Here is a 26869-nt window from a genome sequence, read left to right on the forward strand (position 1 = left end):
AGCGCAAACCGACTTCAAGCGAAACACAGGTTTATATTGCATCCGGACGCTTGCTTCTTCGGCAGATCTGCAATAATCAAACGCCGTATTTATTAGCCGTTAAGTAAGCCTCTATCTCAAAATGGTTCTTAGACAGCCTCTCAAATTATACTCCATCAAATCCCAATTTCCAGACAGGGCTCAAACCGTCTTGGCTGTAATGGTATAGATCCGGAGCCCCGAGAGAGTGAAACATCTCATGGGCCAAGACGCCAACGCCATTGGAACTTGAAACCGTGAAATCGCGCAATTGGAAGTTGTAAGTCCACACCCTTTTGCTGTTGATGTAAGCGACCTGACTATAGAGCGACCACATGTGGGGCCACAGCAACGAACTCCAGGCCCCTGGGCTTCCGCTTACGACAAAACAAACATTATCAACGTTGCCATCGCCGTCGCCATCGACAGTCAGCGAAGCAGGGACTTGCGAGCTAATGGCGTTGACTGCGTTCTTGAGGAGCACGTGCTCGCGGTAGGTACGGCCATTGGTGCTGATTGAATCGGTGACAGCCGGATCATAGCCTATGGTATTGGTCGCGCTATAAGGCTGATAGTACCCACGAGGCTGCGCATCCTGGTATGAAACGACCGTCGCTCCGGTTTGCGTCGGATAGAACGACGTCGCAATGGCCAACTGATTGTAACTGACCTCCGAATAATAGTTCCGCAACGAGTTGCCACCCGTCGTGGTGGAATTGAACATCGTCGAATAGGTACTGATCGGATCAGTGTATGCGGCATCCCCGCTAAACCGGATGAAAACGACGATATTGTTTATCGTCCCCGTCCGGGGGGCGTTGGCGATCAGGTCGGAATTGACGGGGGAGCCAAAGGGGAACTGGTTGGCTGGCTTGTTACCGATATCTGCTGGGGCCCTTAAAGATTGAGGGAGCCCTAAAGCCTCCGGAGACACTTTGTTGACAGGATATCGGGAGGGGGCAAAACGACCATTCACCTCGACGGCATAAGTATAATACCCCGTCGCCGGGTCTTGAATGATCTTGTAGCCTTTGGCATCGTGATAGTAGTTGAAATACTCGTCACCGCTGACGAAGCACTTGATCACTTCTCCATCAGGCTGAACGAGGGTCACCGGGAAATCCCGGATCGGGGCCGCATCAACCGGTTTGGGCGCTGTTGCCGTAAAACAAAACAGGAACAGCGCTATGGCGAAAGTTATTCTTGCAGACATCATTGGGGCCTCCATTTTCACTCTGAAGTTTCCGGCTTTTCCAGGGGGCCAAGGCGTCGGGGGGTTACGCTGGGGGGATGCTGGAGGGGTTTGCCCAGTCCCCGCCAAACCCTGCGAAAACTCCCAGCCCCAAGTGCCTGGTCTTGGCCGGCTTTGAGAACCCGGAAACTTCAGCTTTCAGTTTAGTGCGGCCAGATGAGTGCGTGCCGCACCCCACGCAATTTCCCTTGATAGTATTGCACGAAAAAAAGCCTGTCAACCTGACTTGACCATAAGTCTCGCCATGATGAGCCGACACGCTCTGCCACCCCATTTTGTTAGCACGGCTAAGGAAAGAAGACAGCTTGCTGAATCAGTCGCTTGCGTGAGAAGCTCTCGCAATTCTTTACAGAACTCTAACGATTACTGGCCCGCCTACCCATAAATATGGGTGACGGTCGACTATGAATGACCTAGATACTGGAGCGCGATACTTATCAAGGCCTCGCCGCCGCCCGTCCCGCCGCCACATCCACCCGCGTAAGCAGCGCCGCGCCGATCAGGAAGAGCCCCAAGATCGGCAGCAGCGACAACCGCGGGCTACCGGTTAGGGCCGCAGTGGTGCCGACCAGAAAGGGACCCAGAACCGCGCCGAATTTGCCGACCGTGTTATAGAAGCCGAACAGCTCGGCAGTCTGGCCGGCTGGAATGAGGCCGGCGAAGAGCGCCCGGGACAGGGCCTGCACACCGCCCTGCACCAGCCCGATGGCAACCGCGAGCGCATAGAAGTGCGACACCTCCTGCATCTGCGTGGCCGCCAGCACCACCAGCGCATAGACACCGATGGCGAGCAAAATACTGGGTTTGGGTCCCCAGCGGCCACCCAGATAGCCAAAGACCAGGGCCGCCGGGAAGCCGACGAATTGAGTGATCAGCAGTGCCACCATCAGACTGGACGACGGGAAGCCAAGCGAGAGCCCGAAATCCACCGCCATGAAGACGATGGTGTCCACCCCGTCGATATAGAACCAATAGGCGACGAGGAACAGGAAGGTATAGCGCAGGCTACGGACCTGGCGGAAGGTCTGCACCAGTGCAGTAAAGGCGCCGCCGACGGCACCGGCGAAGGTCTTCTCCGCCAAACCCCGCGGCTCCTTGACCAGGAACGCGAGCGGGAGCGTAAAGAACCCCCACCACAGCGCGACCCCCAGAAAGGCCGCCTGAACCGCGGAACCCTTGTCGGCAAAGCCGAAGGTCGCGGGGGTCAGGACCATGGCGACGTTGAGCGCGAACAATGCACCGCCCCCCAGATAGCCCAGTGCATAGCCCAAGGAGGAGACGCGCTCGTAGTCCCCGGGCTCGGCCACGTCGGTGATCAGTGAGTCATAGAACACATTGCTGCCGAGAAAGCCTACCAGGCCTGCCAAATAGAGCGCCAGGGCGCCGACCCAGTGCCCGGCGGCCAGCCAATAGAGACCGCCGGTGGCGAACACCCCGAGCGTAGTGAAGATCAGCAGGAAGCGCTTCTTGGCCCCGAGTTGGTCGGCCAGCGCCCCCAGCAGCGGCGCCATGCCGACCAGGATCAGGCTAGCGGTGCTGCTGGCATACCCAAGCCAGCGCGTGCTCTCGGTAGCGGCCAGGTCCGCAGCCCAGAACTGTTTGAAGAACACCGGGAAGAAGCCGGCGATGACCACCGTGGCAAAGGCCGAGTTGGCCCAGTCATAAAAGGACCAGGCGAGCACCTGGCGGCGAGCGGTCGGTTGCGCTGTCATACCGATATTCACCCTGGAAAAAGTAGTTGTCACGCCAAGGCGCCAAGCTCGCCGAGGTTTTTCATTCATTCACTGACCAGTGCCAGGTGAGTCACCCGCCGGGTAATCCGCACACTGGACCTACCTATCGATGGTCTTTCTTGGCGAGCTTGGCGCCTTGGCGTGAGTCACTGCCGGGCTCAGGATGACTCATCCTGGCCGGCGATCAGGGCCATCCGTACCAGTTCAGCCAGTGAGTCGGCGCGCATCTTCTCCATGACGCGGGCGCGGTGGGCCTCCACGGTCTTGGGGGTCACCCCCAGGGCAGCGGCGATCTCACGATTGGACTTGCCATCGGTGACCATGCCCATCACCTCGTGCTCGCGCGGCGTCAGGTCCGCCAGACGCGCCAGCAGATCGGCACGGGCGGCGCGATCGACGCGCTGTCGCTGGTCCTGCTCCAGGGCCTTACGAATGCCGCGCAGCAGGTCCTCGTCATGGAAAGGCTTCTCGATGAAGTCCATGGCGCCGGCCTTCATCGCCTTCACCGCCATCGCCACATCGCCATGACCGGTGATAATGATGACCGGCAGACGATAGCCCTCCCGCGCCAGATAGGCCTGGAGCTCCAGCCCGCTCATACCGGGCATGCGTACATCCACCAGCAGACACCCGGCCCGCCCCGGATAATAGCCGGCCAGGAAGGCATCGGCCGACTCGAAGGTCAGGACCCGCATACCGGTCGATTCGATCAACCATTGCAGGGAGGTACGCATGGCTTGATCGTCATCGACGACAAAAACGGTAGGGACGGTACTCATTGGCTGGTTCCTGCTGGGCTCGGCGGCGGCTCGGGGTCCGCCGCAGCGGCGCGATCCGCGAGCGGCAGCGTAACGTGGAAGACGGTGCCCTGGCCGGGCGCGGATTCGGCCCAGATGCGCCCGTCATGGTTTTCGAGAATGGTCTGGCTGATCGGCAATCCCATGCCCATCCCCCCTTCCTTGGTGGTGAAAAACGGATCGAACAGGAGCTTCAAGCGCTCCGACTCGACGCCGGGGCCGCTGTCGCGCACATCGACCTTCGCCTCGCTCCCCTGCACGGCGGTGTGGATGCTGAGGCAGCGCTCGCCCTCCGGGGACTCCTCCAGTGCATCCAAGGCGTTGCGCACCAGATTGAGCAACACCTGCTCGATCTGCACCAGGTCCACATGGACCGGGATCGGCTCCCCGGCCAAGTCCAGCTCAATCTGGATGCTCAGTTTGCTGGTCTCAAACTCGACGAAGGAACACACCTCACGCACCAGGTGATTGAGATCCACATCGGCACGCATCGGCGGCTGCTTGCCGACCAGTGCGCGCAAGCGGCGAATGATCTCACTGGCGCGCTTGGCCTGGCTCGCGATCTGGGCCAAGGCGCCCAACAGGTCCTGGGTCTGGCCCAGACCGCCCTGGATACGCCTGGTGCAGCCGTTGGCATAATTCACGATGGCCGAGAGCGGCTGATTAAGCTCATGGGCCATACCGGTGGCCACCTCGCCCATGGTACTGAGGCGACTCACATGCACCAACTCTGCCTGGTGCTGGCGCGACGCCTGCTCGGCCCGGCGCACCGCAGTGATGTCGCGCGCATAGATGTTGACATAACCCAAGTCCCTGAAAGGGGCGAACAGCAGGGCATAGACCAGGGCCCCGAGGGTCGTCTCGCGCTCGCGCGGCTCGCCCTGTCCCAGGGTCTCGGCGACTTCGCTCGCCCACTCCGCCGGCAGGGCACCACCCTGCTCGGTACCCCAGGCGAGCAGCAGCGGGCGGCTCGCGTTGTTGGCATAGGCGATCTGGCCGGCGGCGCTCACGCGCAGGATCGGGTTGGGGCTCTCGCTGGCGAGCCGCGCCAGGCTCTTGATTTCACGCTCGGCCTGTTTGCGTTGCGTGATGTCGTGGATATACAGGGTATAGAAGCGCTCGGCCTCCAGGTCGATGGGGACAATCGAGATCTCAACCGGAAACTCGGCGCCGTCGCCACACAGTGCGACCAGTTCGCCGCGACCCGCCGGCTCCAGACCGTCGTGACGGGAACGATCGAGCAGACGGCGGAAGGCGGTGCGCGCCACCTCCGGCAACAGGCGCTCACCGAAGGGGCTGCCGATGACCTCGGCGCGCCCGATGCCGAAGACCCGCTCCGCCGACGGATTGACCTCAATGATGCGTCCCTGGTGGTCGAGCGTGACGATGGCGTCCAGCGAGGCCTCCATCATCGCCGCCTTGAGCGCCTCGCTCTCGCGCATCTCCGCCTGATGGCGGCGGCTCATCTCCTCGCGCGCCTTGAGCACCAGTTGGGTGAAGTGGGCAATCCACTCCTCCAGCAGCAGCAACTGATTCCCGGTGCGCTGGAAGCCGGGCTCGGGGATCCCCAGGGCGCGCTGAGAGAAGCGGGTCATACGCTTCAAGACCCGGTTGAGCCGCGCGGACACCAGATAGATGACCCAGGTGAAGACCAGGATGAACATCAGGGCCAGGAACAACCGCTGGCGGTGTTCGAAGATGCGCACGTGGCGCGACATGCGCTCCACATTGGTCTGGGTCACGAAGGTCGCAAACAGCAGGTTGTTGTCCGCCCCCGCGTAGTCGGGCAAGGGCTGGGTGGTGACCACATAGCCGTCGCCCCACTGGTCCGGGGTCGTTCCGGGGACCAGGTTGGCGGGGTCCACACTCGCCAGGATCCGCTGGTCGCCCCGATCCACCAAGGCAATTGCCGACCGATTCGGGTCTACCCCGCGCTGCGAGGCGGCCAGGAAGGCCTGGTCGATGGGCACCAGTACCACCAGATACCCCATGCGATAACCGGCCGAATCCTCGACCGTGTCGCTGACCAACAGATACAACGCGCCCGCCAGCTTGAGCGGCACCGTGCGCACGGCCGCGGCATCTAGAAAGCGCGCCGGGATGCGGTTGGCGAGCTCGGCCGGCAGCGGCGCCGGGCCGGTCTGATAGACCTCCCGGACCCGGCCATCGAGATCGGTGAGCAACACCTGGGTGGGCGGGCGCTGGGCATCGCGGGCAAAAAAGTCGGGCAGCCAAAAGGGCCGGAATTCCCGATAGACCAGCGGTGTACCCCCCTCCGCCTTGGACCAGACCCGGGGCTCCAGATACTCGGCCAGGCGCCGGTGATTGGCCAGCAGACGGGTGGTCATGCCGTAGCCGGCCACATAGCGGTCGAAGCGGATCAGCCCCTCCCGGGCCTGGAGATCGAGTTGATCCTGGAGTTCCGCATCGAAGATCCGGGCCACCTGACGCGACTGGATCTCATCCAGCACGACCCATACCGCGAGCCCCGCCGCCAGCCCGATCACGATGGCGATGAGCGGCATGGGCACGCCCCGCAGCAGGCGGACGACGATCGGTTTTACTGGAATATGATACAAGTCTTAAGGCTCCCAGGCAGCGCCGCGCGCCGCACCCCGGTGCGGCGCAGATCTGGCCGGGCGCGCCAACCTCGCAGGTTACGCCGCCCCCGTGCTGGCGCCAAGCCGCGCGGACGGGGACAATCTCCAGCCCACTGCGAGGCGAGCCACACGCCCACCGCCCGCCCCATCGATTACCAGGAGCCCGTCATGGCCACACCCACCCCAGTCAACGGCCAGATCACCGATGCAGTCACCCAAGCTGAGGTCAAAGTATCGGTCGATGTGAAGGTGTCGGTCGACGCACCGCCCACGTCACAACCGACCAAGGCCCCGATGCCCGCCCCGGAGAGGGCCCCCCAGTTGGCCCGCTTGCCGCGTCGTCTGGGCGCAATGCTCTATGACTCCATCCTGATCGCCGCCCTGCTTATGCTCGCCACCGCGCTCTTTATCATCCCCTACGACCTGCTCGCCGCCCGCCCCTACCCTAACGGTGACTGGCTGTATCGGACCCTGTTCCAGGTCTATCTGCTCGCCGTCATCGCCGGCTTTTTCGTCTATTTCTGGACCCACGGCGGCCAAACCCTGGGCATGAGCACCTGGCGTATTCGCGCCGTGCGCGACGACGGCGGGCGCCTCAGCGCGCGTGACGCCCTGCGCCGCCTCGCCTGGGCCACCTTGAGCCTGCTGCCCGCGGGTCTCGGGCTCTGGTGGTGTCTGTTCGACCGCGACCGTCTGGCCTGGCACGACCGCCGCTCGGGCACCCGCTTGGTGGTGGTCCCAAAGGACTAACGCACAAAGGACTAACGCACTCGCGCGCCGCCACCGGCCGCGCTACCATGCGCGGCCCGCGCACGCGACACGCCACCCGTGCGCCCAACGACCCGTCCGCACCACAGACTCCTCATGCCCAGCACCATCGTCATCGTCCCCACCTACAACGAGGCGGACAACCTGCCCGTCCTCGCGCAGCGGTTGCTCGCGCTCGACCCACCACTGGCGGTGCTGATCGTCGACGACGCCTCGCCCGATGGCACCGGCGCGCGGGCGGATGCCATCGCGGCACGTGAGCCACGCCTGCGCGTCCTGCACCGCACCGGCCCGCGCGGCTATGCGGCGGCGTGCCGCGAGGGGCTGCGCCTGGCCCTGGACGGCGGCTACGCGCGCATCTGCACCATGGACGCCGACCTCTCGCACGATCCGGCGGCCCTCCCCGAACTCATCCAGGCGGTCGCCGCCGGCGCCGATCTCGCCATCGGCTCGCGCTATGTCGAGGGCGGCGAGATCCTGGTCGACTGGGGGCCGGTGCGCCGCGCGGTCAGCCGCTCCGGCAGCGCCTATGCGCGCGCCATGACCGGCGCGCCGGTCCATGACTGCACCAGTGGGTTCCGTTGCTACCGCGCCGCCGCCCTGGCCCAGGTCCCGCTGGCGCGCATGCATTCGGACGGCTACTCCTTTCTCATCGAGGTCCTCGCCGCCTTCGCCCGCGCCGAGGCACGTATCATCGAGGTGCCGATCCGCTATGTGGACCGCCGCGCCGGGGCATCCAAGATCTCGCGCCGCATCATCGTCGAGGCCTTCGGGATTACCAGCTGGCTAGGCCTGCGACGCCTGTTGAAGCGCTAGCCCCGATGTCTCACGCCAAGGCGCCAAGCTCGCCAAGAAATACAATCGGGTAGAGCCACTATCCGGATCACCCTCCGGGTGAGTGGCGCAACGCTGATAACGCACTGAAAAGCCTTGGCGCGCTTGGCGCCTTGGCGTGATAACTGCCCTGTCCAGGATAACGGGAACCCGGATCGGCTCCCTGACGAGATTGCCAGCATGCCTGATACTGCATATACACTCAAAACCTTGGCGTGCTTGGCGCCTTGGCGTGAGCTATTCAGGCGAGCTGCATTGCTGTCTCTACTGGCGGCCATCGCCCTGCTGGCCGGCTGTGCCACCCAGCGATCGATTGAAATCCCGTATAACGACCAGACCCATCGGGACGCCAATTATGAATGGTCGCCCCACGACCAGGGGAGCGAATGGTGGTATCTGACCGGGCAGTTGGCTGATCGGTCCGGCAAGTCCTATTTCTACCAAATCACGATCTTTCGCAGCTTCCTGGTCAGGCAGCGGATGTATCTCGGCGCGACCTATGCGCTGCATCTCTCATTCACCGACCCGTCCACCGGTCAGCACCTGTTTTCAGAGGAGGTCCGCCTACCCTCGGCCAGGGTCTATGCCGATGGGCACTGTATCGTCTTCGAGGACAGTCGAGTCTGCCGGGATGGGCAGGGGTTCAAGATCGCGGCCAAGAGCAAGAATCTCCGCTTCAACCTGGTCGGCGAGCCCACCAAGGCAGTGGTCTGGCATGGCCGCGACGGCCGGATTGTCATGGGCCACCCGCGCCGCCCGGCCGAGCGGAGCTATTATTATTCCTACACCAACATCGACACCGCCGGGACCCTGGCATTCAAGAGCCCGAATAACGATTGGGTAACCATCGAGGGGGCCGGCAAGTCCTGGTTCGACCGGCAGTGGGGCTTGTTCACTGAAACGGGCTGGGAGTGGTTTTCACTGCGCTTCGTCGACGGCGAGGAAATCATGCTCTATGCCTTCCCCAAGACCGGCCACCAGGAGGGAACCTACATCGACCGGGCCGGGCGCACGACCATCTTCGATCGTTATCACTATCGCGTGACCCGCGTCGGCCGGTTCAGCCGGTTAGACCGGTTCGGCCAACTCGGCCAACTCGCCCGCTTCGACGACAAGAAGTTCGGACTGGGCTGGACCCTCAGCGTGCCGGTGAAGGATCGACGCTATCGGATCGTCCCGCTCGTCGACCGTCAGTTCAATCCATCGAAGCTGATGCCTTACTGGGAGGGCCTCTGTAAGGTGCTGGACTCCAGCGGCGCCCTGGTCGGCTATGCCGTGGTGGAGACACCCGGCAGCGCCTATTAGGCTAAGTCCGGAAATTGCGCACGCCAAGACGCCAAGGCGCCAAGGCGCCAAGAAAAATTCAGTTCATGCACTGTCCGAGTCACCCGCAGGATGAATGGGCAACGCGGGCGTCGATCATAATCCCGGCCAGCGGCGTGCGTAGTCAGGGCTTCCAGCCCTGACGGTGTCAGGCCAAGATGACCTGACTACGCACTCGGCGAGCCCAAGTGGCCGGAATCTTGATCAAGGCCGCAACGCGGATAATTCACTGCATAACCTTGGCGTCTTGGCGTGAGAACGACTCTTGTGCGGATTAGCGTGGCGGCGGCATAGCCCCCGGACCCAAGCGGGCCCGCAGGCCCTGCGACAGGGCGGCACCGACCGGCGCGTCGGTCGCAAGATGCAACAGGTGGGCGCGGTGACGCCGCGCCAGGAGTTCCAGGGTCTCGGCCCTGACGGCGAAGCGCTGCTCATAGTCCTCGCGGCTGCGTGCCCCGGTGAGGTCCAGCAGGCCGCGGCGCACACCGTCGGTTACCGGATAGCGGCCCGGCGGGGGCGCCGCCGCCTCCAGCGGGTCGTGGACCATGATCAGGAGCAACTCGCCCCGGGCGGCGAGCTCCGCCAGCCAGCGCCCGGCGTCCGGCCGCACCCCGGCAAAGTCGCTGATCACCGCTACCAGGCTGCCGGGGCGCACCAACCGGACCAGATGGGCCGCGGCCTCGCCCAATGAGGCGTGGCCCCGGACACCCGCCGCCGGCAGCTCACTGAGCCGCTCCAACAAGGACAGTAGACCGGCGGCACGGGCGGCCGGCCGACGCTCCAGATGGCGGGCCTCGTCGAACACCAGCCCCCCCACCCGGTCCGCGCGCTCCACCGCCGCCCAGCCCAGCAGGGCCGCCGCACGCGCCGCGATGACCGACTTATAGGCCACCCGGGTACCGAAGCGCATGGTCGGCCCCTGGTCCACCAGGAGCCAGACCGGCCGCTCACGCTCCTCCCGGAACAACTTCACATGGGGCGTGCCGGTGCGCGCCGTAACCCGCCAGTCCATGTTGCGCGGGTCGTCCCCCGGTTGGTAGACGCGGGACTCGTCGAACTCCATGCCCCGCCCGCGAAAATGCGACAGGTGCCCGCCGGTGCGGGTGGCGAGCACCCGTGCGCGCGGCGCCAGATCGAGCCGCACGGCCTGCCCGCGCAGCGCAATCAGGTCCTTGAGCCCGACCCGGATGCCGGCCTGGGGGTCGGGAGCGGAACTGGGCAAAGGACTCACTCGAATAGACCAAAGATACCAGGGCGACCATCGGCCCCTGACCAAGCCCCCGCATCCGACCGACCGTCATTCACTCTGTTCATTTGCGTTTATTTGCGTTAATTTGCGGACAAGTCATTCTTCCAATCAGGGCACCGGCACCCGCGCCAGCAGGGCCGCGATGAAGTCGTCCGGGTGCCGGCCCTCCGCCTCCGACTCATAGGAGAGCAGCACCCGATGGCGCAGCACGTCCGGGGCCACCGACTGCACATCCTCCGGGGAGACATAGTCGCGCCCCGCCAGCCAGGCACGCGCCCGGGAACAGCGGTCGAGGGCGATCGTTGCGCGCGGGCTGGCACCGAAGCGCAACCAGCCCCCCAGATCGCCCGCGTAGTCCTGCGGGCGGCGGGTCGCCATCACCAGGTGGACCAGATAGTCCTCCACCCCCGGGGCCATGAAGACGCCGAAGATGGCGCGGCGGGCGGCGAAGATGCTGGCCTGAGACAGGCGTACCACGGGTGCCGCCGGCCCCGCCTGCACCGCCTCCTGCCGGTTGAGCAGCAGGATGGCACGCTCGGTCTGCACGTCCGGGTAGTCCACCCGCACATGCATCAGGAAGCGATCGAGTTGGGCCTCGGGCAGCGGGTAGGTCCCCTCCTGTTCGATCGGGTTCTGGGTCGCCATCACCAGGAATAGTTGGGGCAGCGGATAGGTCTCGCTGCCTACAGTGACCTGGCGCTCCCCCATGGCCTCCAGGAGGGCGGACTGGACCTTGGCCGGGGCCCGGTTCACCTCATCCGCCAACAAGAGGTTGTGGAAGATGGGGCCGCGGTTGAAGCGGAAACTGCCATCGTTGGGGCGATAGATCTCGGTCCCGGTCAGATCCGCCGGCAGCAGGTCCGGGGTAAACTGGACGCGGTGAAAATCACCCTCAAGACCCAGGGCTAGTTGCTTGATGGCGGTGGTCTTGGCCAGCCCCGGGGCGCCCTCCACCAACAGGTGGCCGTCGGCCAGCAGGGCAATCAGCAGGCGCTCGACCAGGTTGGCCTGGCCCAGGATGGCGCGGCCGACATGGTCGCGTAGCGCCGCAAACTCGGCGGCAAGTGCAGATGCCGCCTCAGGCGGGACGGGTGGGGCGGAGCGATCCGCGAGGGTTTGATCCATGGTGTCGGTCCCCGTTGGCAGGGCACCGCGGCGGATGCCGGGTGCGAAGGCGGATTGTCGGGAATTTGCGTGCGCTTGAATAGGGGGACATCCCGGTGCCGGAACGCTGCGGCCCAAAGCGGCGGATGCATGGTCCGGCGCGACTGAGTCTCAGTCGGGCTGGCCGGCGGCAGGAGCGTGGCGCCCGACCCGGGCCGCTTCCTGACCCCGCGTCGCCGCCGGCTGGGCCTGCGAAGCCCCCCCTGTTTGCTCAAGATATTTGAAGGTCTCGATCTTCCAATCGGCCCCGTCCCAGCGCAGCGGGACCAGGCCGCGCCAGCGCTCCTGTATGCCGTCGCGCGTCACGCCAGTCCAATCGACCCAGACCCTGGCCGAGGTTTCGTTGTTGTCTTGCAGGCGCAGTTCCTTGATTTGAATAGAACGGATGCGTTCGATGGCTGCACGTGCGCCGCGGTTCGGGGTGGCGAGACAGGCCAGGGCCGCGGTGACCTTATTGGCACGCACATGTTTAAAATAAGCACGCACCTTGGCCACCGGCGCCTGCCGGCGGCGTTGAGCGGCAGAGCGAGACTCAGCGGTCGCTTGGGCCTCCGCGACCGCTCGCGCCGCCGCGGCTGCTTGGGTCTCAGTGGCCGTTTCTTGGGCCGCGGCAGCAGGCTGGACCTCGGCGACCGGTGGTGGTGGCGCCGCGGCCGCTGCGGCCTCAGTGGAGGCCTGCGCGACCGCGCTCGCCGCCGTAGCAGGTTGGGGCTCCGCGGCCGGTGGGGCGTCCGCCCGGCGCGGCTTGAGTTCGGCCAACCGGCGTTTCGCCTCCAGTTGGTGTGTGCAACCGGTGTCGCCGCAATCCTCCAAGTACCGCCGATAGGCGCCAGGCATATCCTCCGTGTGCGCGATCGTAAAGAGCGCGTCGTCGTCCGCCGCGCGGCGCTGGTCCGCGTCCGCCTGGACCTTGGCTAGGCTGCGGTCGAATGCCCCGTCTATGCGGCTGGCCAAGTGCCGCCTGGCCTCCTCCTCGTGTCGGCAGCCGGTGGCGGCGCAGGCGTTCAGATAGGCAAAATAGGCATTGCCGGTGTTGGCACGTTTGGCCTTTACGTATTGCGCGTCGTCGATCGGCGCCTCCCGGCGCGCGAGTTGCGCCATGACCGCCTTGGCCTGGGCCTCGTGCCCGCACCCGTCAGCCGCGCAGTTCTCCAGATAGTCCCGGTAGGCGGAGGCAACATCCTTGCGCAGGGCCATCTCATAGGCCACGTCGTCGCGGTCGCGACGCCCCTGCCCGGGCTCCGCTTGCGGTGGTTGCTCGACCTTAGGCGGCGCGGCCAAGCCCGCTTGGCGCGCGCAAATGTCTGCCGTGGCCGCATCCAACACGGCGCGATAGGGGCCGGCCGGGTCGCCGTCCCGGGCGACCGCGGCCACCGCCTCGCCCCCGTTGCGGCGCGCGAGCTGCTCCTGCCAGGCGTTCACCCACCAGAGAAATCCACCGCCGATGCCAAGCACAGGGACCCAGATCAGCGCGTTGATCCAGGCGCGCAAACGCGGCGGCGGACGCCATACCGGAATCAGGGTCGGTGGTGCCTGCGCGGGAAGCGGAGTGGCCGCGGGATCCAGGGTCGGCGCCTGGGCCGCCGTGGACGCGATCTCGGGCGCCGTCGCGATCTCGGGCGTCGTCGCGATCTCGGGCGTCGTCGCGATCTCGGGCGCGGATGCGGGCATGGTCTCGGGCGGGGTCGCGCCAACCAAGAGCGCCTGGAGGTGTTGCACGCTCTGGGGGCGCATCGCCGGATTCAGGGCCAGGGCCTCGCCGATCGCCTCGCTCAGGGACTCGGAGACCCCGAACTCGGCCGCCGGCCGCAGGGTGTCATGCTCGTGGCGAGCGGGCGCCGCCGGCGGAACGATGCCGGTGACCATCCGGTAGAGGACCGCGGCGGCAGCATAGATGTCGGTCCACGGACCCTGGGGCGCCGCGCCCTGATATTGCTCCAAGGGCGCGAAACCCGCGGTGACGATTGCCGACAGGTTGCCGGTATGCGCCCCCAGGGACTGGCGGGCCGCGCCGAAATCGATCAGGATTGGGCGAGTGCCGCCCGATTCCAGACGCGCCAGATAGATGTTCCGGGGATTGATGTCGCCATGCAGGCCCCCCTTGGCGTGGACCATCCGCAGGCCGGCCAGGAGCGGCAGCAGCAGTTGCTTGGCCCGCTCCTCCGGCAGGCGCCCGCCCTCGTATTCCAGATACTCGGCCAGCGAGAGCCCCTGAAAATAGTCCATGACCAGATAGGCGGTGCCGTTGGCCTTGAAGAATTGGCGGACCCGCACGACATTGGGATAGTTTATCTGGGTCAGGACGCTCGCCTCGCGCCGAAACTGCTCCAGCCCGAACCTGAAAGCGGCGCCGTCCTCCAGCGAATGGCAAGCGACGCTCGTCCCGTCGGCCGCCCGCCCGGCCAGGTCCCGGGGCAGGTACTCCTTGATCGCCACCCGGGTCTCGAGGTTCAGGTCCCACCCCAGATAGGTGATACCGAAGGCGCCTAGCCTGCCGAGCACCCGCCCGACGACGAACTGCCCGTTGAGCAGCATGCGCTGCGGCAGCAGCACCGCGCGGCGCGGGGCCACCTCGTCATAGCCGCAATGTGGGCAGGGGTTGGCCCGACCTTTGTCGGCGAAACAGCCGGGGCAGCGGGTCGCATGGGCAGGTGCGGTCATCGCCTGATCGTCCTCGGTGATGGTGGGGGGGCCTTGACCTCAAGCAGACCTAGCCCGAGCCTTATGGCACCGTGATTCTCCCCTTCACTACGGCAGTCCCGACGCGGGCGGGTATCTATCCTGCGGGCTATGGAACCGCCGCCGACCAGATGAACCGCTCGCCACAGAAGGGGACGAAGAGCAACTTGGTCGCGCCCAACTCGATCTGGTCATAGGGCTTCAGTTCGACAAAACCGGCTACCTCGTCGTCGTTTACATAGACCAGGCCGCGGCTCTCGCCAGCGGCGATTCGGAAGGTGTGGCGTCTGGGGTTGTAGCTCAACACCGCGTGGGTCTCTTGGCTGATCCCACGGTCGCCAGAGATGACAATGTCCATGGCCGGCCCGCGACCGATAAAATTGCGCTCGGTGTGGATACGGTAGTCCCGCCCGCGATCAGGGCCTGAGATACAGACTAGCCAGCCTACCACCGGATCGATACCGCCGGACCACTGACTCCAGACTGCGGCCGCCTCACCCTCCACCGGGGTACGACGCTGGTGCCGCGACCCCTCGGCGTGCGACCGATCCAGGCCACCCCCTGCCCCGGCATCACCCGCGGGCCGCTTGGTATCGTGGGGCTGGGCGGCACCGATCTCTACGTCAACCCCGCAATAAGGGCAGGCCGAGGTCTCGTCCGGATCGTAGAAGTGGCCATTGCCGCAGGGAGTCATTGCCATGGTGCGCCTCGTTTAGAGTTGAGTTGAGCCGTCAGTGAACGCTGATCGTCAAAATGCCGATCTTCCGGCGGACGCCGTGCAGGTATCGGCTCTTCAAGGGCTTACGGGAGACAAAAATACTTTAAAATCCGCGCGATAATCGCCGACGCCCTCCCGACCTTCTGGACGATCATGCAATTAACCCATACTTTAACCTAGAGAGCCACCATAGAGCGATACCATCGGCCCCCTTGAACGCCCCCGGATCGGCTCCGACGACAAACCGTTACATTATGATTTATCAAGATATTTGAAGGTTTCGATCTTCCAATCGGTGCCGTTCCATCGCAATGGTATCAGACCGCGCCAGTGCTCCTGTCGACCGTCGCGCGTCACGCGAATCCAGTCCCCCCACACTCTTGCCGATTTTTTGCTAATGTCTTTTAGATGTAGGGCATTAATCTTAAGCGAACGGGTGCGCTCGATGACGGCGCGTGCGCCCCTGTCCGGGACATTGAAACAGGCCAGGGCCTCGGCGACCTGTTGGGCACGCACATAGTCGAAATAGGCCCATACCTTAGCGACCGGCGCTCGCCGGCGACGCTCCGCGGCCGAGAGGATCGGCTTGACCGGCGCGGGCGGTGGGGCCTCCACAAGCGGTTCGGCCTTCGCGACCGGTGGGGATTCAGCGGCCGATCGGGGGTCCGCCAAGGATGGGACGACCCCTCCCGCTCGTCGCTGGTTAGGGTCGGCCATCCAGCGCTTCGCCTCCGACTGGTGGGTACAACCGGTGTCTCCGCAGGAGTCCAGGTAGTGCTGATAGGCGGCCTGCGTATCCGCCGCGCGCGCGACGATAAAGAGTGCGTCGTCATGCGTCGCGCCCGGCTGGGCCGCCGGCGCCTCCAAGTCAGCCAAGCCGCGCTCGAATGCCCCGCGCAACTGACCGTCCAGGCGTTGCTTGACCTGCGCCTCATGCCGACAGCCGGTAACGACACAGGCCGAGAGATAGGCAAAGTAGGCTTCACTGGTGTCTGCACGCTGGGCCTTTGCGTATTCCTCATCGTCGCTCTGTGCGCCCAGGCGGGTAAGCGCCTCCTGGGCCTGGGGCCTGTGCCCACAGCCATCGATCTCGCACCCCGCCAGATACAGCCGGTAGGCGGGGGCCGTGTCCTGCCGCCGGGCATCGGCATAGGCCGCGTCGTCATGGGCGTGGCGCCGCTGCTCCGCTTGCGCTTGTTGGCCGAGCGCCGACGGCGCGGCCGATCCTGGCCCAACGCCGCCCTGGGCGGGCGCGGCGGACGTCGCGGTCCTTTCGCCGCGCGCCGACTGCTCCTGCGCGGCCCTGCCCCACCAGAGCAACCCGCCGGCACCGCCAAGCACAAGGACCGCGACCAGCCATCGAGTCCATTTGGACGAACGCGGCGGCCACATCCACCGGGGCATCAATCGTGGCGGCGTGACCGGGTACCCGGAGGTCGGGTCCGGGGAAGGCGCAGGAATGTACTCTGGGGTCGGTGCCGGGGTGGGCTCCGGGATCGGTGCCGCGGTTAGGTCCGGGGTCGGGTCCGGGGTCGGGTCCGGGGTCGGCTCCTGGACTGGCGCCGCGGTTAGCTCCGGACTGGGCTCCAGGGCCGGCGCCGCGGTTAGCTCCTCGGGGTTGGGCTCCAGGGCCGGCGCCGCGGCCAGCTCCGGACTGGGCTCCGGACTGGGCTCCGGGATCGGCTCCGGAGCTGGATCCGGGGAAGGCGCCGGGGGCGAGACCAAGGGCAGATCCAGGGTGGGCTGAGCGGGCGGCTCCGGGGTGGGCGCAGGGAGCAACTTCAGCAGCATCAGGGTCGGCGCCAGGGGCACCTTCGGGGGCGGCACCGGGGTTAGATCCAGGGTGGTCTCCGGGATCGACTCGGGGAGCGGATCCAGGGTAGGCTCCAAGATCAAGTCGGGGGTCGGCGCCAGGGTGGACTCCGGGATCGAGTCGGGGGGCGGCGCCAGGATGGGCGCAAGGATCGGCTCGGGGATCGGCTGCTCCGGCGCTGGCTCCGGGGAAGGCTCTGGGGTGGACTCCGGGATCGACGCTGGGCCCGGCTCCGGGGTGGGCGCAAGAACCGGCTCTGGAACCGGCTCTGGAAACGGCTCTGGAACCGGCTCTGGAACCGACTCTGGAACCGGCTCTGGAACCGGCTCTGGGATCGGCTCCGGCATCGGATCCGGACAAGGCGCTGCGGTGGACTCAGGGGCCAATTCCAGAATGAGCTCAACGATCGATTCTGGGGCCGGCTGCGCAATCGCCTCCGGGGCGGGACCGGACGCCGCTGTCACCGCACCGACCAGGAGCGACTGAAAGTGCAGTGCGCTCTGGGGACGCAGATGCGGGTTCTGTGCGAGGGCCTCGCCGATGGCCTGACTCAGGGCCTGGGAGACCCCAAAATCGGCCGCGGGCCGAAGGGTATCGCATTCTGTGCGATCGATCGCGGCAGGCGGGGTGGTGCCGGTCACCATCTGGTAGAGGACGGCGGCGGCGGCATAGATGTCCGTCCACGGCCCCTGGGCTGCCGTGCCGTGAGATTGCTCGAAGGGTGCGAAGCCCGCGCTGACGACGGCGGGCATGGGGCGGCTGCGCGCCCCCAGGATCTGGCGGGCGCTCCCGAAATCGATCAGGATCGGGCGCACGCCGCCAGAGCCCAGGCGCGCCAGATAGATGTTCTGGGGCTTGACGTCACGGTGCAGCAAGCCCTCGGCGTGGATCGCCCGCAGGCCATCCAGGATCGGCAGCAGTAGCTGCTTGGCCTGATTCTCCGGCAGACGCCCACCCTGGCACTGAAGGTACTCGGCGAGCGAGAGCCCATCGTAATAATCCATGACCAGATAGGCGGTGCCGTTGGCCTTGACGAGCTGGCGTACCCGCACCACGTTCTGATGATTAATCTGAGCTAGGGTGCGCACCTCACGCAGGAACCGCTCCAGGCCGAAACCGAAGGTCGCCCCAGCCTTCGGCGAATGGCACACGACGCGGGCCCCATCGGCCGCTCGCCCAGCCAGGTCCCGGGGCAGGTACTCCTTGATCGCCACCCGCGTCTCGAGGTCCAGATCCCACCCCAGATAGGTGATGCCGAACCCACCTGGCTGGCTCAGCACCCGCCCGACGACGAACTGCCCGTTGAGCAGGCCGCGCTGGCGCAACAGCGCCCTGCCACGCGGAGCCGCCTCGTCATAGCCGCAGTCCGGACATGAGGTGGCCCGGCCTTTCTCGGCGAAGCAACCGGGGCAGCGGGTCTCATGGGCAGCTGAGGTCATCGCCTGATAGTCCTCAATGGTGATGGAAGGCTTGGCGTCACAGATCCTAGCCTAAATTAGCTAGTGGTAGGGACATTCCGCCGCCCTGAAGCCAATCCCGTCAGTCAACGCCGCACGCTCGCGGGGATCGTCGCGGGGAAAACCGCTCACCCGTTGCCCATCAGGGCTGAGGGACCTCAGCCGGCGCACTGCCAGTCGCGCCGGGCTCCATCGGAGCACCGTCGGCCGCGGGTTGGTCGACCGATACGGGGAGCGGCCGGCGGGTGAAGAGCCCACTCGGGATCAGCAGCAAGGCGAGCAGGAGCAAGCCATGGGTCTCCGGGTCCAGGGGCCCGCCGCCCGGTGGCAAGGTATAGCGCAGCGCGGCGGCCAAGAGGGCGATGACCAGCAACACCGACCAACCCGGGAGCCCCATGTCGCGAATACGCTTGGCGAGCAGATTCAGTTGGGCCAGTACAAAGAGCAGGCCGCAGAGTCCCAGCAGCACGAGCACCGGTGGACCAAAATGCCCCGCCAGCCAATCCCTGGCGGCGCCCGGCCCATCGAAGATCAGTGGCTCTGCCACCCCGATGCCGAAGGCAATGCCCGTCCCATAGAGTGCCACGAGGAGCCAGAGCAGGACCCAGAACCCGAGAAACGGGAGCCGGGTCAGGCGCCCCTGGGTGAGGCCGCCGAAAAAGGCGTGCAACACGTTAGACCCCCGACCAGTGCGCGCGCATCAGAACGGACTCCCGGTCAGCCACTTAAGGGGGGGCAACAGGAGCATTTGCAGGAGCACCAGGGCGATCATGACCGCCATGGGCGAGAGGTCGATCCCACTCACGGGCGGCAGGGCGCGTTGCGCCGGACGCAGCAGGGGGTCGGTCAAGCGCGTGAGCAGTCCGACAACCGGGTTGTAGGGGTCCGGATTGAACCAGCTCAGGAGCGCGCGGATCAACACCGCGAACAAGGCAATGTTGATGACGAGCTCCAGCAGGGCCGGCAAGGACCACAGCGGAGCGCCGAGGGGATTGGCCCCGAGCAGCAGGGCCAGCAGGGCCAGTTCCACCGTCTGCAGCAGCCAGGCCAGCACCAGGGATGCGGTATCCATGCCGCCGAGGCTCGGGATTACCTCGCGCAGTGGGCGCAACGCCGGGGAGGTCACGCGCACGATGAACTGGGAGAAGGGGTTGTAGAAGTCCGCACGCACCCATTGCAGCAGAAAGCGCAGCAGCACCAGCGTGGTATAGACCCCGAACAGGGTCTGGATCAGAAAGACCAAGGGATTGAGTAGATAGGCCGAGCTCATGATTGCTCCAGCAGGGTCCGGGAGATCTCGGCGGCACGGTCGCGGGCGGCGTGGGCGGCCCGACCGACCAGGGCGCGCAGTCCGGCCGCCTCGAAGACCGCCAGCGCGCTCGCGGTGGTACCACCCGGGGAGGTCACCTGCTCACGCAGCCGCGCCGGCGGCGAGTCATTCTCCACCGCCATGCGCGCGGCGCCCAGGGCGGTCTGGATGGTCAGCAGGCGGGCGGTCTCGGCATCCAGGCCCAAATCGATCCCAGCCTGTTCCAGGGCCTCCATCAAGAGGAAGAAATAGGCCGGGCCGCTCCCGGAGATGGCGGTCACGGCGTCGATCTGCGTCTCGTCGTCCACCCAACGGATGAGCCCAGCCGCGCGCAGGATGGTCTCCGCGCGGTTGCGCCCATCTTCGCTCACCTCGGGGCTTGCGTGCATCCCGATGGCCCCGGTCTGGACCATGGCGGGGGTGTTGGGCATGGTGCGCACCACCGGCACCGGCGAGCCGAGCCAGGTCTGGATGGCGGTCTCAGTCACCCCGGCCATGATCGAGATCACCAGTGGGCCGAGCTCGGAGACCAGGCTGCCGATCTCCCGGCACACCATCGGGGCAAGTTGCGGCTTGACGCACAGGACCAGGGTCGCCGCGTCCGCGATGGCGGCCCGATTATTGGCATAGGTGCGCACGCCGAAGCGTTCGGTCAGTTCCTCGCGCCGGGCCTCGTCCGGCTCGGCGACCCGGATGGACGCGGGAGGGAAGCCGTCGGCGAGCAGGCCGGCGAGCAGGCTGCTCGCCATGTTGCCGCCGCCGATGAAGGCGATACTGGGTTTGCTCATAAGGGCCCCATGGTGTACCGATCCGCGTGGACCGTTGGAAAATGCTGCCAGCCCGCGTGCCGCGCCGGTTCGGTCCGGGCGCGGCTAGTGGGCCGCGTTGTCATTATACGGGCGTGCCCCGAAGATCGCCGTGCCGATCCGCACCAGGGTCGCCCCCTCCAGGACCGCCGCCTCCAGGTCGTCGGACATGCCCATGGAGAGGCAGTCCAAGGGGTGTTCGGGGGTGGCCAGCCGGTCGCGCAGCAGGCGCAACGCCCGCAACGGCTCACGCTGGCGACGCACATCGGCGGCGGGGGCCGGCAGTGTCATCAGCCCCATGACTTGCAACCGCGGCAAGGCGACGCAAGCCGCAAGCAGGTCGGCGACGGCCGCCGGCGCGACCCCGCCCTTGCTCGACTCGCCGCTGGTATTGACTTGCAGGCACACCTTGAGCGGCGCCAGTGCCGCCGGGCGCTGGTCATTCAGACGCCGCGCGTGGCCCAGGTCCGCCAGCCCGTGGACCCAATCGAAGTGCGCGGCGATCGGGCGCGTCTTGTTGGCCTGGATGCGCCCGATGAAGTGCCACTCGATGGCGAGCTCGGCAAGCGGCGCCTGCTTGTCCAGGGCCTCCTGGACATAGCTCTCGCCGAAGGCGCGCTGACCGGCGTCCCAGGCGGCGCGCACCGCCTCGGCCCCCTGGTGCTTGCTCACCGCGATCAGACCGACCGAGTCGGGCGGGCGGCCGGCATCCCGGGCCGCGGCCAGGATCCGGGCGCGCACCGCGGCCAGTTGGACTGGGATCGAAGCGGTTGATTGAGTGATCATTTCAGGCGCTTGAAGCCTCCGCGCTCCCGTCGAGCAAGCGCTGCAATTGGCGCAGTGCCTGGCCGCGGTGGCTCAAGCGATTCTTATCGACCGGGTCCAGTTCGGCGGCGCTACAGCCGTGGGTGGGGACCAGAAAGATCGGATCATAGCCGAAGCCACGTTCACCACGCGGTATACTCAGAATCCGACCCTCCCAGGTCCCCTGACAGATCAGTGGCGTGGGGTCCTCGGCATGGCGCAGATAGACCAGGACACACTGATAGCGCGCGGTGCGCTCGCCGTCCGCCACACCGTCCAGCTCGCGCAGCAATTTGTTGAGATTGTCCGCGTCCGTGGCCCCCGCCCCGGCATAGCGGGCGGAGTAGATCCCGGGGGCACCGTTGAGCGCGTCCACCTCGATGCCGGAGTCGTCGGCCAGGGCCGCGAGCCCGCTGTACACGGCGGCATTGCGCGCCTTGAGGATGGCGTTCTCGACAAAGGTGAGGCCGGTCTCCGCCACCTCCGGCACCCCGCGCTCCCCCTGCGGGATCACCCGGATGCGGGCGTCGGCGAGCAACTGACTGAACTCACGCAACTTGCCCGGGTTGTTACTGGCGAGCACCATCGACTCGCCGCGGTGTGATCGGATCATGCCGACAAACCCAGTGCCTCGCGTTGCAGGTCATGGAGCCGGCGAATCCCATAGCCCCCCAGCTCCAGCAGCCCGTCCAATTCGGCGCGGGTGAAGGCCGCCCCCTCGGCGGTGCCCTGGATCTCGATGAAACGCCCCTGCGAGTCCATCACCAGATTCATGTCGGTATGGGCATTGCTGTCCTCCGCATAGTCCAGGTCGAGGATCGCCTCGGCCTCGTAGATCCCCACCGAGACCGCCGCCACCTGGGTGCGCAGCGGATCGACCGCGAGGATGCCGGCGGCGCGCAGACCGGCCAGCGCATCGTACAGCGCCACCCAGGCCCCGGTGATGGCGGCGGTGCGGGTGCCGCCGTCGGCCTGGAGCACGTCGCAGTCCAGGGTCAGGGTACGCTCGCCCAACGCAGCGAGATCCACCGCGGCACGCAGTGAGCGCCCGATCAGGCGTTGGATCTCCAGGGTCCGGCCGCCCTGCTTGCCGCGGGCTGCCTCCCGCGGGCTGCGGTCGTGGGTGGCGCGGGGCAACATGCCATATTCCGCGGTGATCCAACCCCGGCCCTGCCCCTTCATGAAGGGGGGTACCCGCTCCTCGACACTCGCGGTGCAGAGCACCCGGGTGTCACCGAACTCCACCAATACCGAACCCTCGGCATGGCGGGTATAACCGCGGGTGAATCGAACCGGGCGCAGTTCTTCCGGTTGGCGTGCTGAGGGTCGCATGGGATGGGGTCTCCGGTGGGTTGACGGTCACGGCTGGTCGGTCGGGGCGCGCTCGGGCCGGGCCCCCACCAGGTCTGAGAAGCCGGTCTGCGGCAGGTTGCCGACTTGGCGGGCCAATGCACTGAGTAGTTCGCGCGCATCCTGGGGGCGCTTGGCGGGGTCCATGGCCATGGCCCAGTCCACGGCCTCCAACAGATAGGCAGGATAGCGATCCTTGAGCGCGCTCGTGGCGGGGACCAGCGTATCCTTTTGGTGGCGCTCGATCGCCGTGGGCGGCGCGCTGCCATCCATACAGGTGCGCAGGCTGGCCCCCACGGCATAGACATCGGTCCAGGGTCCGACGTTGCCGCCCCGGTAATATTGTTCCAACGGCGAGTAGCCGGCGGTGATGACCTGGCCCCCGCGGGCGCGCCCGCGGCTCAACGGATGGACTGCGCCCAAGTCCAGCAGCAGTGGCTGGCGGCTGCGGCCATCGCCGTAACGCAGATGGATATTACCGGGCTTGACGTCCAGGTGGAGCATGGAGCGTTTGTGCAGCAGGGCCAAGGCGTCGAGGATCGGCAGAAAGACGTCCAGGATGAAGGTCGTGCTCAATCCACCTTTACGCTCATGGATATAGACCCCGAGGTTGCGTCCGCGCTCGTTGGGCATCACCAGATAGGCAGTCTGGTTGGCGAGAAAGAAGGCCAGTACGCGCACGATGTTCGGGTGCTTCAACGAGGCCAAGGCCTTGACTTCCTGGAAGAACAGTTTGCGTCCACGGAGCAGGTCCTCAGCGTGTTTTGGCTCCATGGGCACCAGCCAGCCGCGCTGGTTGCGGCGGGCGATCTTCTGGGGCATGAACTCCTTGATCACCGCCTCGTCTCCCGTATCCTCGACCTGCGCCAGGTAGATCAGGCTGAATCCGCCCTTGCCGATGGTGTCGAGGATCCGATAGCCGCCGAGCAGGGTGCCGGGCGGCAGGCTTTCGCGGTTGTCGAGCATGGCGTTGAGTGCCGAACCTCGTGGCTATCGTGGGGGCACGAAAGGGGCCGCCGAACGGGGGCCGCCACCCCGGCCCGCACGGGGCATCGCCCGTGCATGGCCGCGGGTATGATAGCGTTAACCGGGTCGGTAATCTCCGCCACCCACCACCTGAGGCACCATCGGATGATCAAAAGTATGACCGCCTTCGCCCGGGAGACCCGCGACGGGGACTTCGGCGAGCTGGCCTGGGAACTGCGCAGCGTCAATCACCGCTTCCTCGAACCCCACCTGCGCCTGCCCGAGGAGCTGCGCGCACTCGAGCCGGCGGTGCGCGAACGACTCGGCGCGCGACTGCAACGCGGCAAGGTAGATTGTACGCTACGTTATTGCCCGGCCGTCGGCCTGGTCGGCAGCCTGCGCCTCAACCGCCCCTATGTCGAGCAGTTGCTGGCGGCCGGACAAGAGATCGCCGACCTGATCGGCCGCTCCGCGGAGCCCTCGGGGTTCGAGCTGCTGCGCTGGCCCGGGGTGATTCAGGAGCAGGAACGCGACCTCGATGCGGTCACCAAGACCGCGCTGGAACTGCTGGACGCCGCGCTCACCACGCTGCTCGCCACCCGCGAGCGCGAGGGGGCGCGTCTGGGTCTACTCCTCACCGAGCGTTGCGACCGCTTGCAGGAGTCGGTGGTGCGGGTGCGCCAGCGGATGCCCCAAGTGCTCGCCGGGGTGCGCAAGCGCCTGACGGAGCGGCTCGCGGAGGTGCGCGGCGAACTGGACCCGGGGCGCCTGGAACAGGAGCTGTCCCTGCTCGCGGCACGACTGGACGTGGAGGAAGAGATGGACCGTTTGGAGGCCCATGTGGCCGAGGTCCGGGATGTCTTGCAGCGCGACGAACCGGTCGGGCGGCGGCTCGATTTTCTGATGCAGGAGCTGAATCGGGAGGCCAACACCCTGGGTTCCAAGTCAGCGGACGTCGAGGTCACGCGCGAGTCGGTCGAGATGAAGGTCCTGATCGAGCAGTTGCGCGAGCAGATCCAAAACCTGGAATAACCGTCGGAGCGGCCCCCGGCCGCGACGAATCATCTTAAAGAGTATTGAATATGAAGCGTACATTGTGCCTATCCCTGGCCTTACTCTTATCACCGCTCACCAGCCTGCATGCCGAAGGCGTGCGCAAGACCATTCACTTCCCCCGCGGCCAGAGCGCCGCGACCCTGTCGAACAGCGTGGTGCGGGGCGATCGCGACCGTTATGACATCACCGCCAAGGCCGGCCAGACCATGACGGTCAAGATACGCTCAGTGGAGAACAACGCCGTCTTCACCCTCTATCAGCCTGGCTACCAAGCCAAGACCGAAGACGGAATGCCTATGATCGAAGGGGCCGCACTGGACGGAGCGGGAGAGGGCGACGACGCCATGCAGTGGCAGGGTACGCTGCCGGCCTCCGGCACCTATCTCATTGAGGTGGGCGGAACCCGCGGCAACGCCTCCTACAAGCTGACGGTGGGTATCAAATAACCGCCCCCGCGGCCGGCCCCTCCTGCACCGCCCGATGGGGGCCGTCCATGGCGGCGGCCAGGTCGCGCAGCGTCATACCACCCAGGGCCGCCGCCATCGACTCGTCGAGTTGCCGCTCGAGCGCCGCGATCCCCCGATCCGGGACCGTCCCGTGACAGCCGCTCTCCCCCTCCTCGAAGCACCGCACCGCGTCCAGCAGCGACTTGACGGTGACACGCTCCGGGGCCCTGCCCGGAACGTAGCGCGGCGGGGCATCGGCGGTGCGCAGCAGGAACCCATCCTGTTCCAGGGCCTGCAGGATGCGCCCGGTGTTGGCGCTGGGCAGCCCCAGGGCGGCGGACAACGCGTCGGCGGTCCAGGCCGGCTCGCCGGCCAGGAAGGTGCGCGCACAATGACCCGCCACCAACAGGGCCAGACGCTCGCGCAGCCGGTTGCTCAGATGCAGGTCGCGGGCGCGGCTATTCAGATACTCCGGATGCTGATGATAGAAGGCGACACTGGCCCCGGTGAGCACGATGAGCCAGGCGATATAGAGCCAGATCATGAACAGGATCAGGATCGCCAGCCCCGAATAGATGGCGGTGTACTGGGTGGAACTGACCATGAAATGGGCGAACAGCCAGCCGATCGTCTGCCACAGCACCCCCGCCACCAGCGCCCCGATCAGGGCGGAGCGCACCCGCACCCGCGCGTTCGGCACAAAGATATAAATAAACGCGAAGGTGAATACAATCAGCAGGAAGGGCACCAGACTGCCGCCGACGTCGATCAGGGTACCGACCGGCTCCACCGCCAGCAACGACTCCACCAGGGCGTTATTGCGCGCCGAGGCGGACAGGCCCACCGCGGTAAAGAACAGCACCGGCCCGATCAGTACCACGCTCAAATACTGGCTCACCCGCTGGGCGAATGGCCGCGTCTCGGTCACCCGCCAGGTATCGTTGAATACATGCTCGATCTTCTGGATCATCGAGACCACGGTATAGACCAAGATCGCCAGGCCCAGCGACCCCAGCACCCCCACCCGCATATTGTCGACGAAGGCGAGCACGTTGCGGGCAATCTCCGGGGCCTGATCGCCCAAGGGCTCCAGCGCATGCAGCAGCAACGGCTCCAGGGCATTGTGTGCACCGAAGCCCTTGAGCACCGAGAAACTCACCGCCAACAGGGGCACCAGCGACAGCAGCGTGGTATACACGAGGCTCATGGCCTGGAGCGAGAGATAACCCTGGGTCGAATCCCGGTAGAGCGCGTAGGCCAGGCGGCCGAGCCACACCAGGCGCGACTGCCAGCGCGGCATCGCGGCCAACGGGCTGGACCAGACCAGGGTCTCCAGGCGATCCCAAGGGGACCGGACGGGTGGGTTCATCGGGGGCGGCTCCGCATCAGGAACTTGGTTGACGGGTTGGACACGAGTATACGCAAACCGAACCTGATTTTTTCGCCCTCCCCCTTGACCGGGATGGCCGCCGACACTAACTAACAACCCGCTGCGAAGATGATACCTGCGGCGGCCAGGTCATGCGCAGCGCGCGAGCGCCTGACGCCACTCGGCGCCGGCCGAATCTCGCGATCCCGCTGCGCCATTAGGTGATTTCCGTTATAGAAGTTACCCGAAAACCGGCTGGATAAAGATGTCCCATTTTGGCAAAGTCGGGCTACGCTTCAATCTCGCTTCGACATCTTTCATCAACCTGTTTGAGAGCCTGATGCCCTTCGCATAGACC

22 protein-coding genes are annotated in these 26869 nt (G+C 66.0%); 5 read left to right on the forward strand and 17 right to left on the reverse strand.

Annotated features, from left to right (window positions below):
• Positions 1 to 145: 145 nt before the first annotated feature.
• From QZX93_RS03150 to QZX93_RS03165, 4 genes are all read right to left on the reverse strand, one after another.
• Positions 146 to 1252 carry a hypothetical protein gene (locus tag QZX93_RS03150; protein WP_295387184.1) on the reverse strand — a complete coding sequence of 369 codons (1107 nt, stop codon included), beginning with the start codon at positions 1250 to 1252 and terminating at the stop codon, positions 146 to 148.
• Positions 1253 to 1707: 455 nt separating this feature from the next.
• On the reverse strand, positions 1708 to 2982 hold the full coding sequence (locus QZX93_RS03155; RefSeq protein ID WP_295387187.1) for an MFS transporter: 1275 nt from the start codon (positions 2980 to 2982) through the stop codon (positions 1708 to 1710).
• 179 nt (positions 2983 to 3161) lie between these two features.
• The gene (locus QZX93_RS03160) at positions 3162 to 3782 is read right to left on the reverse strand and encodes a response regulator transcription factor (RefSeq protein ID WP_295387190.1); all 621 of its coding nucleotides are present in this window, start codon (positions 3780 to 3782) and stop codon (positions 3162 to 3164) included.
• On the reverse strand, positions 3779 to 6325 hold the full coding sequence (locus QZX93_RS03165; protein ID WP_295387270.1) for an ATP-binding protein: 2547 nt from the start codon (positions 6323 to 6325) through the stop codon (positions 3779 to 3781). Before QZX93_RS03165 ends, QZX93_RS03160 begins: the two co-directional genes overlap by 4 nt.
• Before the next feature lie 243 nt (positions 6326 to 6568).
• On the opposite strand from QZX93_RS03165, the gene QZX93_RS03170 reads away from it, so the two are divergent.
• From QZX93_RS03170 to QZX93_RS03180, 3 genes are all read left to right on the forward strand, one after another.
• The gene (locus QZX93_RS03170; protein ID WP_366759596.1) at positions 6569 to 7150 is read left to right on the forward strand and encodes an RDD family protein; all 582 of its coding nucleotides are present in this window, start codon (positions 6569 to 6571) and stop codon (positions 7148 to 7150) included.
• Positions 7151 to 7264: 114 nt separating this feature from the next.
• Positions 7265 to 7984 (forward strand): polyprenol monophosphomannose synthase, encoded by a 720-nt coding sequence (locus tag QZX93_RS03175; protein WP_295387195.1) that lies wholly within the window; start codon positions 7265 to 7267, stop codon positions 7982 to 7984.
• A gap of 198 nt (positions 7985 to 8182) precedes the next feature.
• A complete protein-coding gene (locus QZX93_RS03180; protein WP_295387203.1) occupies positions 8183 to 9307 on the forward strand; it encodes a carotenoid 1,2-hydratase in 1125 nt (374 codons plus the stop codon).
• 292 nt (positions 9308 to 9599) lie between these two features.
• Here the strand turns inward: QZX93_RS03180 and QZX93_RS03185 are convergent, their stop codons facing one another.
• The 12 genes from QZX93_RS03185 to QZX93_RS03240 all read right to left on the reverse strand — a co-directional run bounded on the left by QZX93_RS03185 (position 9600) and on the right by QZX93_RS03240 (position 23640).
• Positions 9600 to 10556 carry a DUF58 domain-containing protein gene (locus QZX93_RS03185; protein WP_295387207.1) on the reverse strand — a complete coding sequence of 319 codons (957 nt, stop codon included), beginning with the start codon at positions 10554 to 10556 and terminating at the stop codon, positions 9600 to 9602.
• A gap of 126 nt (positions 10557 to 10682) precedes the next feature.
• Complete coding sequence (locus QZX93_RS03190; protein ID WP_295387216.1) at positions 10683 to 11699, reverse strand: MoxR family ATPase; 1017 nt, start codon at positions 11697 to 11699, stop codon at positions 10683 to 10685.
• Positions 11700 to 11849: 150 nt separating this feature from the next.
• The gene (locus QZX93_RS03195; RefSeq protein ID WP_295387221.1) at positions 11850 to 14399 is read right to left on the reverse strand and encodes a serine/threonine protein kinase; all 2550 of its coding nucleotides are present in this window, start codon (positions 14397 to 14399) and stop codon (positions 11850 to 11852) included.
• 127 nt (positions 14400 to 14526) lie between these two features.
• A complete protein-coding gene (locus QZX93_RS03200; protein WP_295387230.1) occupies positions 14527 to 15117 on the reverse strand; it encodes an FHA domain-containing protein in 591 nt (196 codons plus the stop codon).
• Positions 15118 to 15387: 270 nt separating this feature from the next.
• The gene (locus QZX93_RS03205) at positions 15388 to 18387 is read right to left on the reverse strand and encodes a serine/threonine-protein kinase (RefSeq protein ID WP_295387234.1); all 3000 of its coding nucleotides are present in this window, start codon (positions 18385 to 18387) and stop codon (positions 15388 to 15390) included.
• Between the two features lie 160 nt (positions 18388 to 18547).
• Positions 18548 to 19078, reverse strand: coding sequence for a DUF805 domain-containing protein (locus QZX93_RS03210; RefSeq protein ID WP_295387241.1), 531 nt, complete (start codon positions 19076 to 19078; stop codon positions 18548 to 18550).
• A gap of 27 nt (positions 19079 to 19105) precedes the next feature.
• Positions 19106 to 19675, reverse strand: coding sequence for a YggT family protein (locus QZX93_RS03215; RefSeq protein ID WP_295387244.1), 570 nt, complete (start codon positions 19673 to 19675; stop codon positions 19106 to 19108).
• The gene (proC, locus tag QZX93_RS03220; RefSeq protein ID WP_295387247.1) at positions 19672 to 20502 is read right to left on the reverse strand and encodes a pyrroline-5-carboxylate reductase; all 831 of its coding nucleotides are present in this window, start codon (positions 20500 to 20502) and stop codon (positions 19672 to 19674) included. The genes QZX93_RS03215 and proC overlap by 4 nt, the downstream gene beginning before the upstream one ends.
• A gap of 84 nt (positions 20503 to 20586) precedes the next feature.
• Entirely contained in the window at positions 20587 to 21306 is a 720-nt protein-coding gene (locus QZX93_RS03225) for a YggS family pyridoxal phosphate-dependent enzyme (RefSeq protein WP_295387250.1), read from the reverse strand.
• Between the two features lies 1 nt (position 21307).
• Positions 21308 to 21937 carry an RdgB/HAM1 family non-canonical purine NTP pyrophosphatase gene (gene rdgB, locus QZX93_RS03230; protein WP_295387253.1) on the reverse strand — a complete coding sequence of 210 codons (630 nt, stop codon included), beginning with the start codon at positions 21935 to 21937 and terminating at the stop codon, positions 21308 to 21310.
• The gene (gene rph, locus QZX93_RS03235; RefSeq protein WP_295387257.1) at positions 21934 to 22656 is read right to left on the reverse strand and encodes a ribonuclease PH; all 723 of its coding nucleotides are present in this window, start codon (positions 22654 to 22656) and stop codon (positions 21934 to 21936) included. Before rph ends, rdgB begins: the two co-directional genes overlap by 4 nt.
• A 27-nt stretch (positions 22657 to 22683) precedes the next feature.
• On the reverse strand, positions 22684 to 23640 hold the full coding sequence (locus QZX93_RS03240; RefSeq protein WP_295387259.1) for a serine/threonine-protein kinase: 957 nt from the start codon (positions 23638 to 23640) through the stop codon (positions 22684 to 22686).
• A gap of 165 nt (positions 23641 to 23805) precedes the next feature.
• On the opposite strand from QZX93_RS03240, the gene QZX93_RS03245 reads away from it, so the two are divergent.
• Both QZX93_RS03245 and QZX93_RS03250 read left to right on the forward strand, forming a co-directional pair.
• Positions 23806 to 24672, forward strand: a complete 867-nt coding sequence (locus QZX93_RS03245; RefSeq protein ID WP_295387262.1) for a YicC/YloC family endoribonuclease — start codon at positions 23806 to 23808, stop codon at positions 24670 to 24672.
• Positions 24673 to 24722: 50 nt separating this feature from the next.
• Positions 24723 to 25142 (forward strand): hypothetical protein, encoded by a 420-nt coding sequence (locus QZX93_RS03250; RefSeq protein ID WP_295387265.1) that lies wholly within the window; start codon positions 24723 to 24725, stop codon positions 25140 to 25142.
• On the opposite strand, the gene QZX93_RS03255 is transcribed toward QZX93_RS03250, so the two are convergent.
• Positions 25135 to 26511 (reverse strand): YhjD/YihY/BrkB family envelope integrity protein, encoded by a 1377-nt coding sequence (locus QZX93_RS03255; RefSeq protein ID WP_295387268.1) that lies wholly within the window; start codon positions 26509 to 26511, stop codon positions 25135 to 25137. The genes QZX93_RS03250 and QZX93_RS03255 overlap by 8 nt on opposite strands.
• Positions 26512 to 26869: the final 358 nt, after the last annotated feature.

It is taken from the genome of uncultured Thiodictyon sp., assembly GCF_903946935.1.
In the GTDB taxonomy this organism is placed as follows: Bacteria; Pseudomonadota; Gammaproteobacteria; order Chromatiales; family Chromatiaceae; genus Thiodictyon.

Coding starts and splice junctions, on each gene's coding strand:
- rph (WP_295387257.1), bottom strand. CDS start 22,656: ATGCGACCCTCAGCACGCCAACCGGAAGAACTGCGCCCGGTTCGATTC.
- QZX93_RS03170 (WP_366759596.1), top strand. CDS start 6,569: ATGGCCACACCCACCCCAGTCAACGGCCAGATCACCGATGCAGTCACC.
- QZX93_RS03200 (WP_295387230.1), bottom strand. CDS start 15,117: ATGGCAATGACTCCCTGCGGCAATGGCCACTTCTACGATCCGGACGAG.
- QZX93_RS03240 (WP_295387259.1), bottom strand. CDS start 23,640: ATGCTCGACAACCGCGAAAGCCTGCCGCCCGGCACCCTGCTCGGCGGC.
- QZX93_RS03175 (WP_295387195.1), top strand. CDS start 7,265: ATGCCCAGCACCATCGTCATCGTCCCCACCTACAACGAGGCGGACAAC.
- rdgB (WP_295387253.1), bottom strand. CDS start 21,937: ATGATCCGATCACACCGCGGCGAGTCGATGGTGCTCGCCAGTAACAAC.
- QZX93_RS03205 (WP_295387234.1), bottom strand. CDS start 18,387: ATGACCTCAGCTGCCCATGAGACCCGCTGCCCCGGTTGCTTCGCCGAG.
- QZX93_RS03195 (WP_295387221.1), bottom strand. CDS start 14,399: ATGACCGCACCTGCCCATGCGACCCGCTGCCCCGGCTGTTTCGCCGAC.
- QZX93_RS03165 (WP_295387270.1), bottom strand. CDS start 6,325: ATGCCGCTCATCGCCATCGTGATCGGGCTGGCGGCGGGGCTCGCGGTA.
- proC (WP_295387247.1), bottom strand. CDS start 20,502: ATGAGCAAACCCAGTATCGCCTTCATCGGCGGCGGCAACATGGCGAGC.
- QZX93_RS03190 (WP_295387216.1), bottom strand. CDS start 11,699: ATGGATCAAACCCTCGCGGATCGCTCCGCCCCACCCGTCCCGCCTGAG.
- QZX93_RS03160 (WP_295387190.1), bottom strand. CDS start 3,782: ATGAGTACCGTCCCTACCGTTTTTGTCGTCGATGACGATCAAGCCATG.
- QZX93_RS03250 (WP_295387265.1), top strand. CDS start 24,723: ATGAAGCGTACATTGTGCCTATCCCTGGCCTTACTCTTATCACCGCTC.
- QZX93_RS03245 (WP_295387262.1), top strand. CDS start 23,806: ATGATCAAAAGTATGACCGCCTTCGCCCGGGAGACCCGCGACGGGGAC.
- QZX93_RS03225 (WP_295387250.1), bottom strand. CDS start 21,306: ATGATCACTCAATCAACCGCTTCGATCCCAGTCCAACTGGCCGCGGTG.
- QZX93_RS03155 (WP_295387187.1), bottom strand. CDS start 2,982: ATGACAGCGCAACCGACCGCTCGCCGCCAGGTGCTCGCCTGGTCCTTT.
- QZX93_RS03215 (WP_295387244.1), bottom strand. CDS start 19,675: ATGAGCTCGGCCTATCTACTCAATCCCTTGGTCTTTCTGATCCAGACC.
- QZX93_RS03180 (WP_295387203.1), top strand. CDS start 8,183: ATGCCTGATACTGCATATACACTCAAAACCTTGGCGTGCTTGGCGCCT.
- QZX93_RS03255 (WP_295387268.1), bottom strand. CDS start 26,511: ATGAACCCACCCGTCCGGTCCCCTTGGGATCGCCTGGAGACCCTGGTC.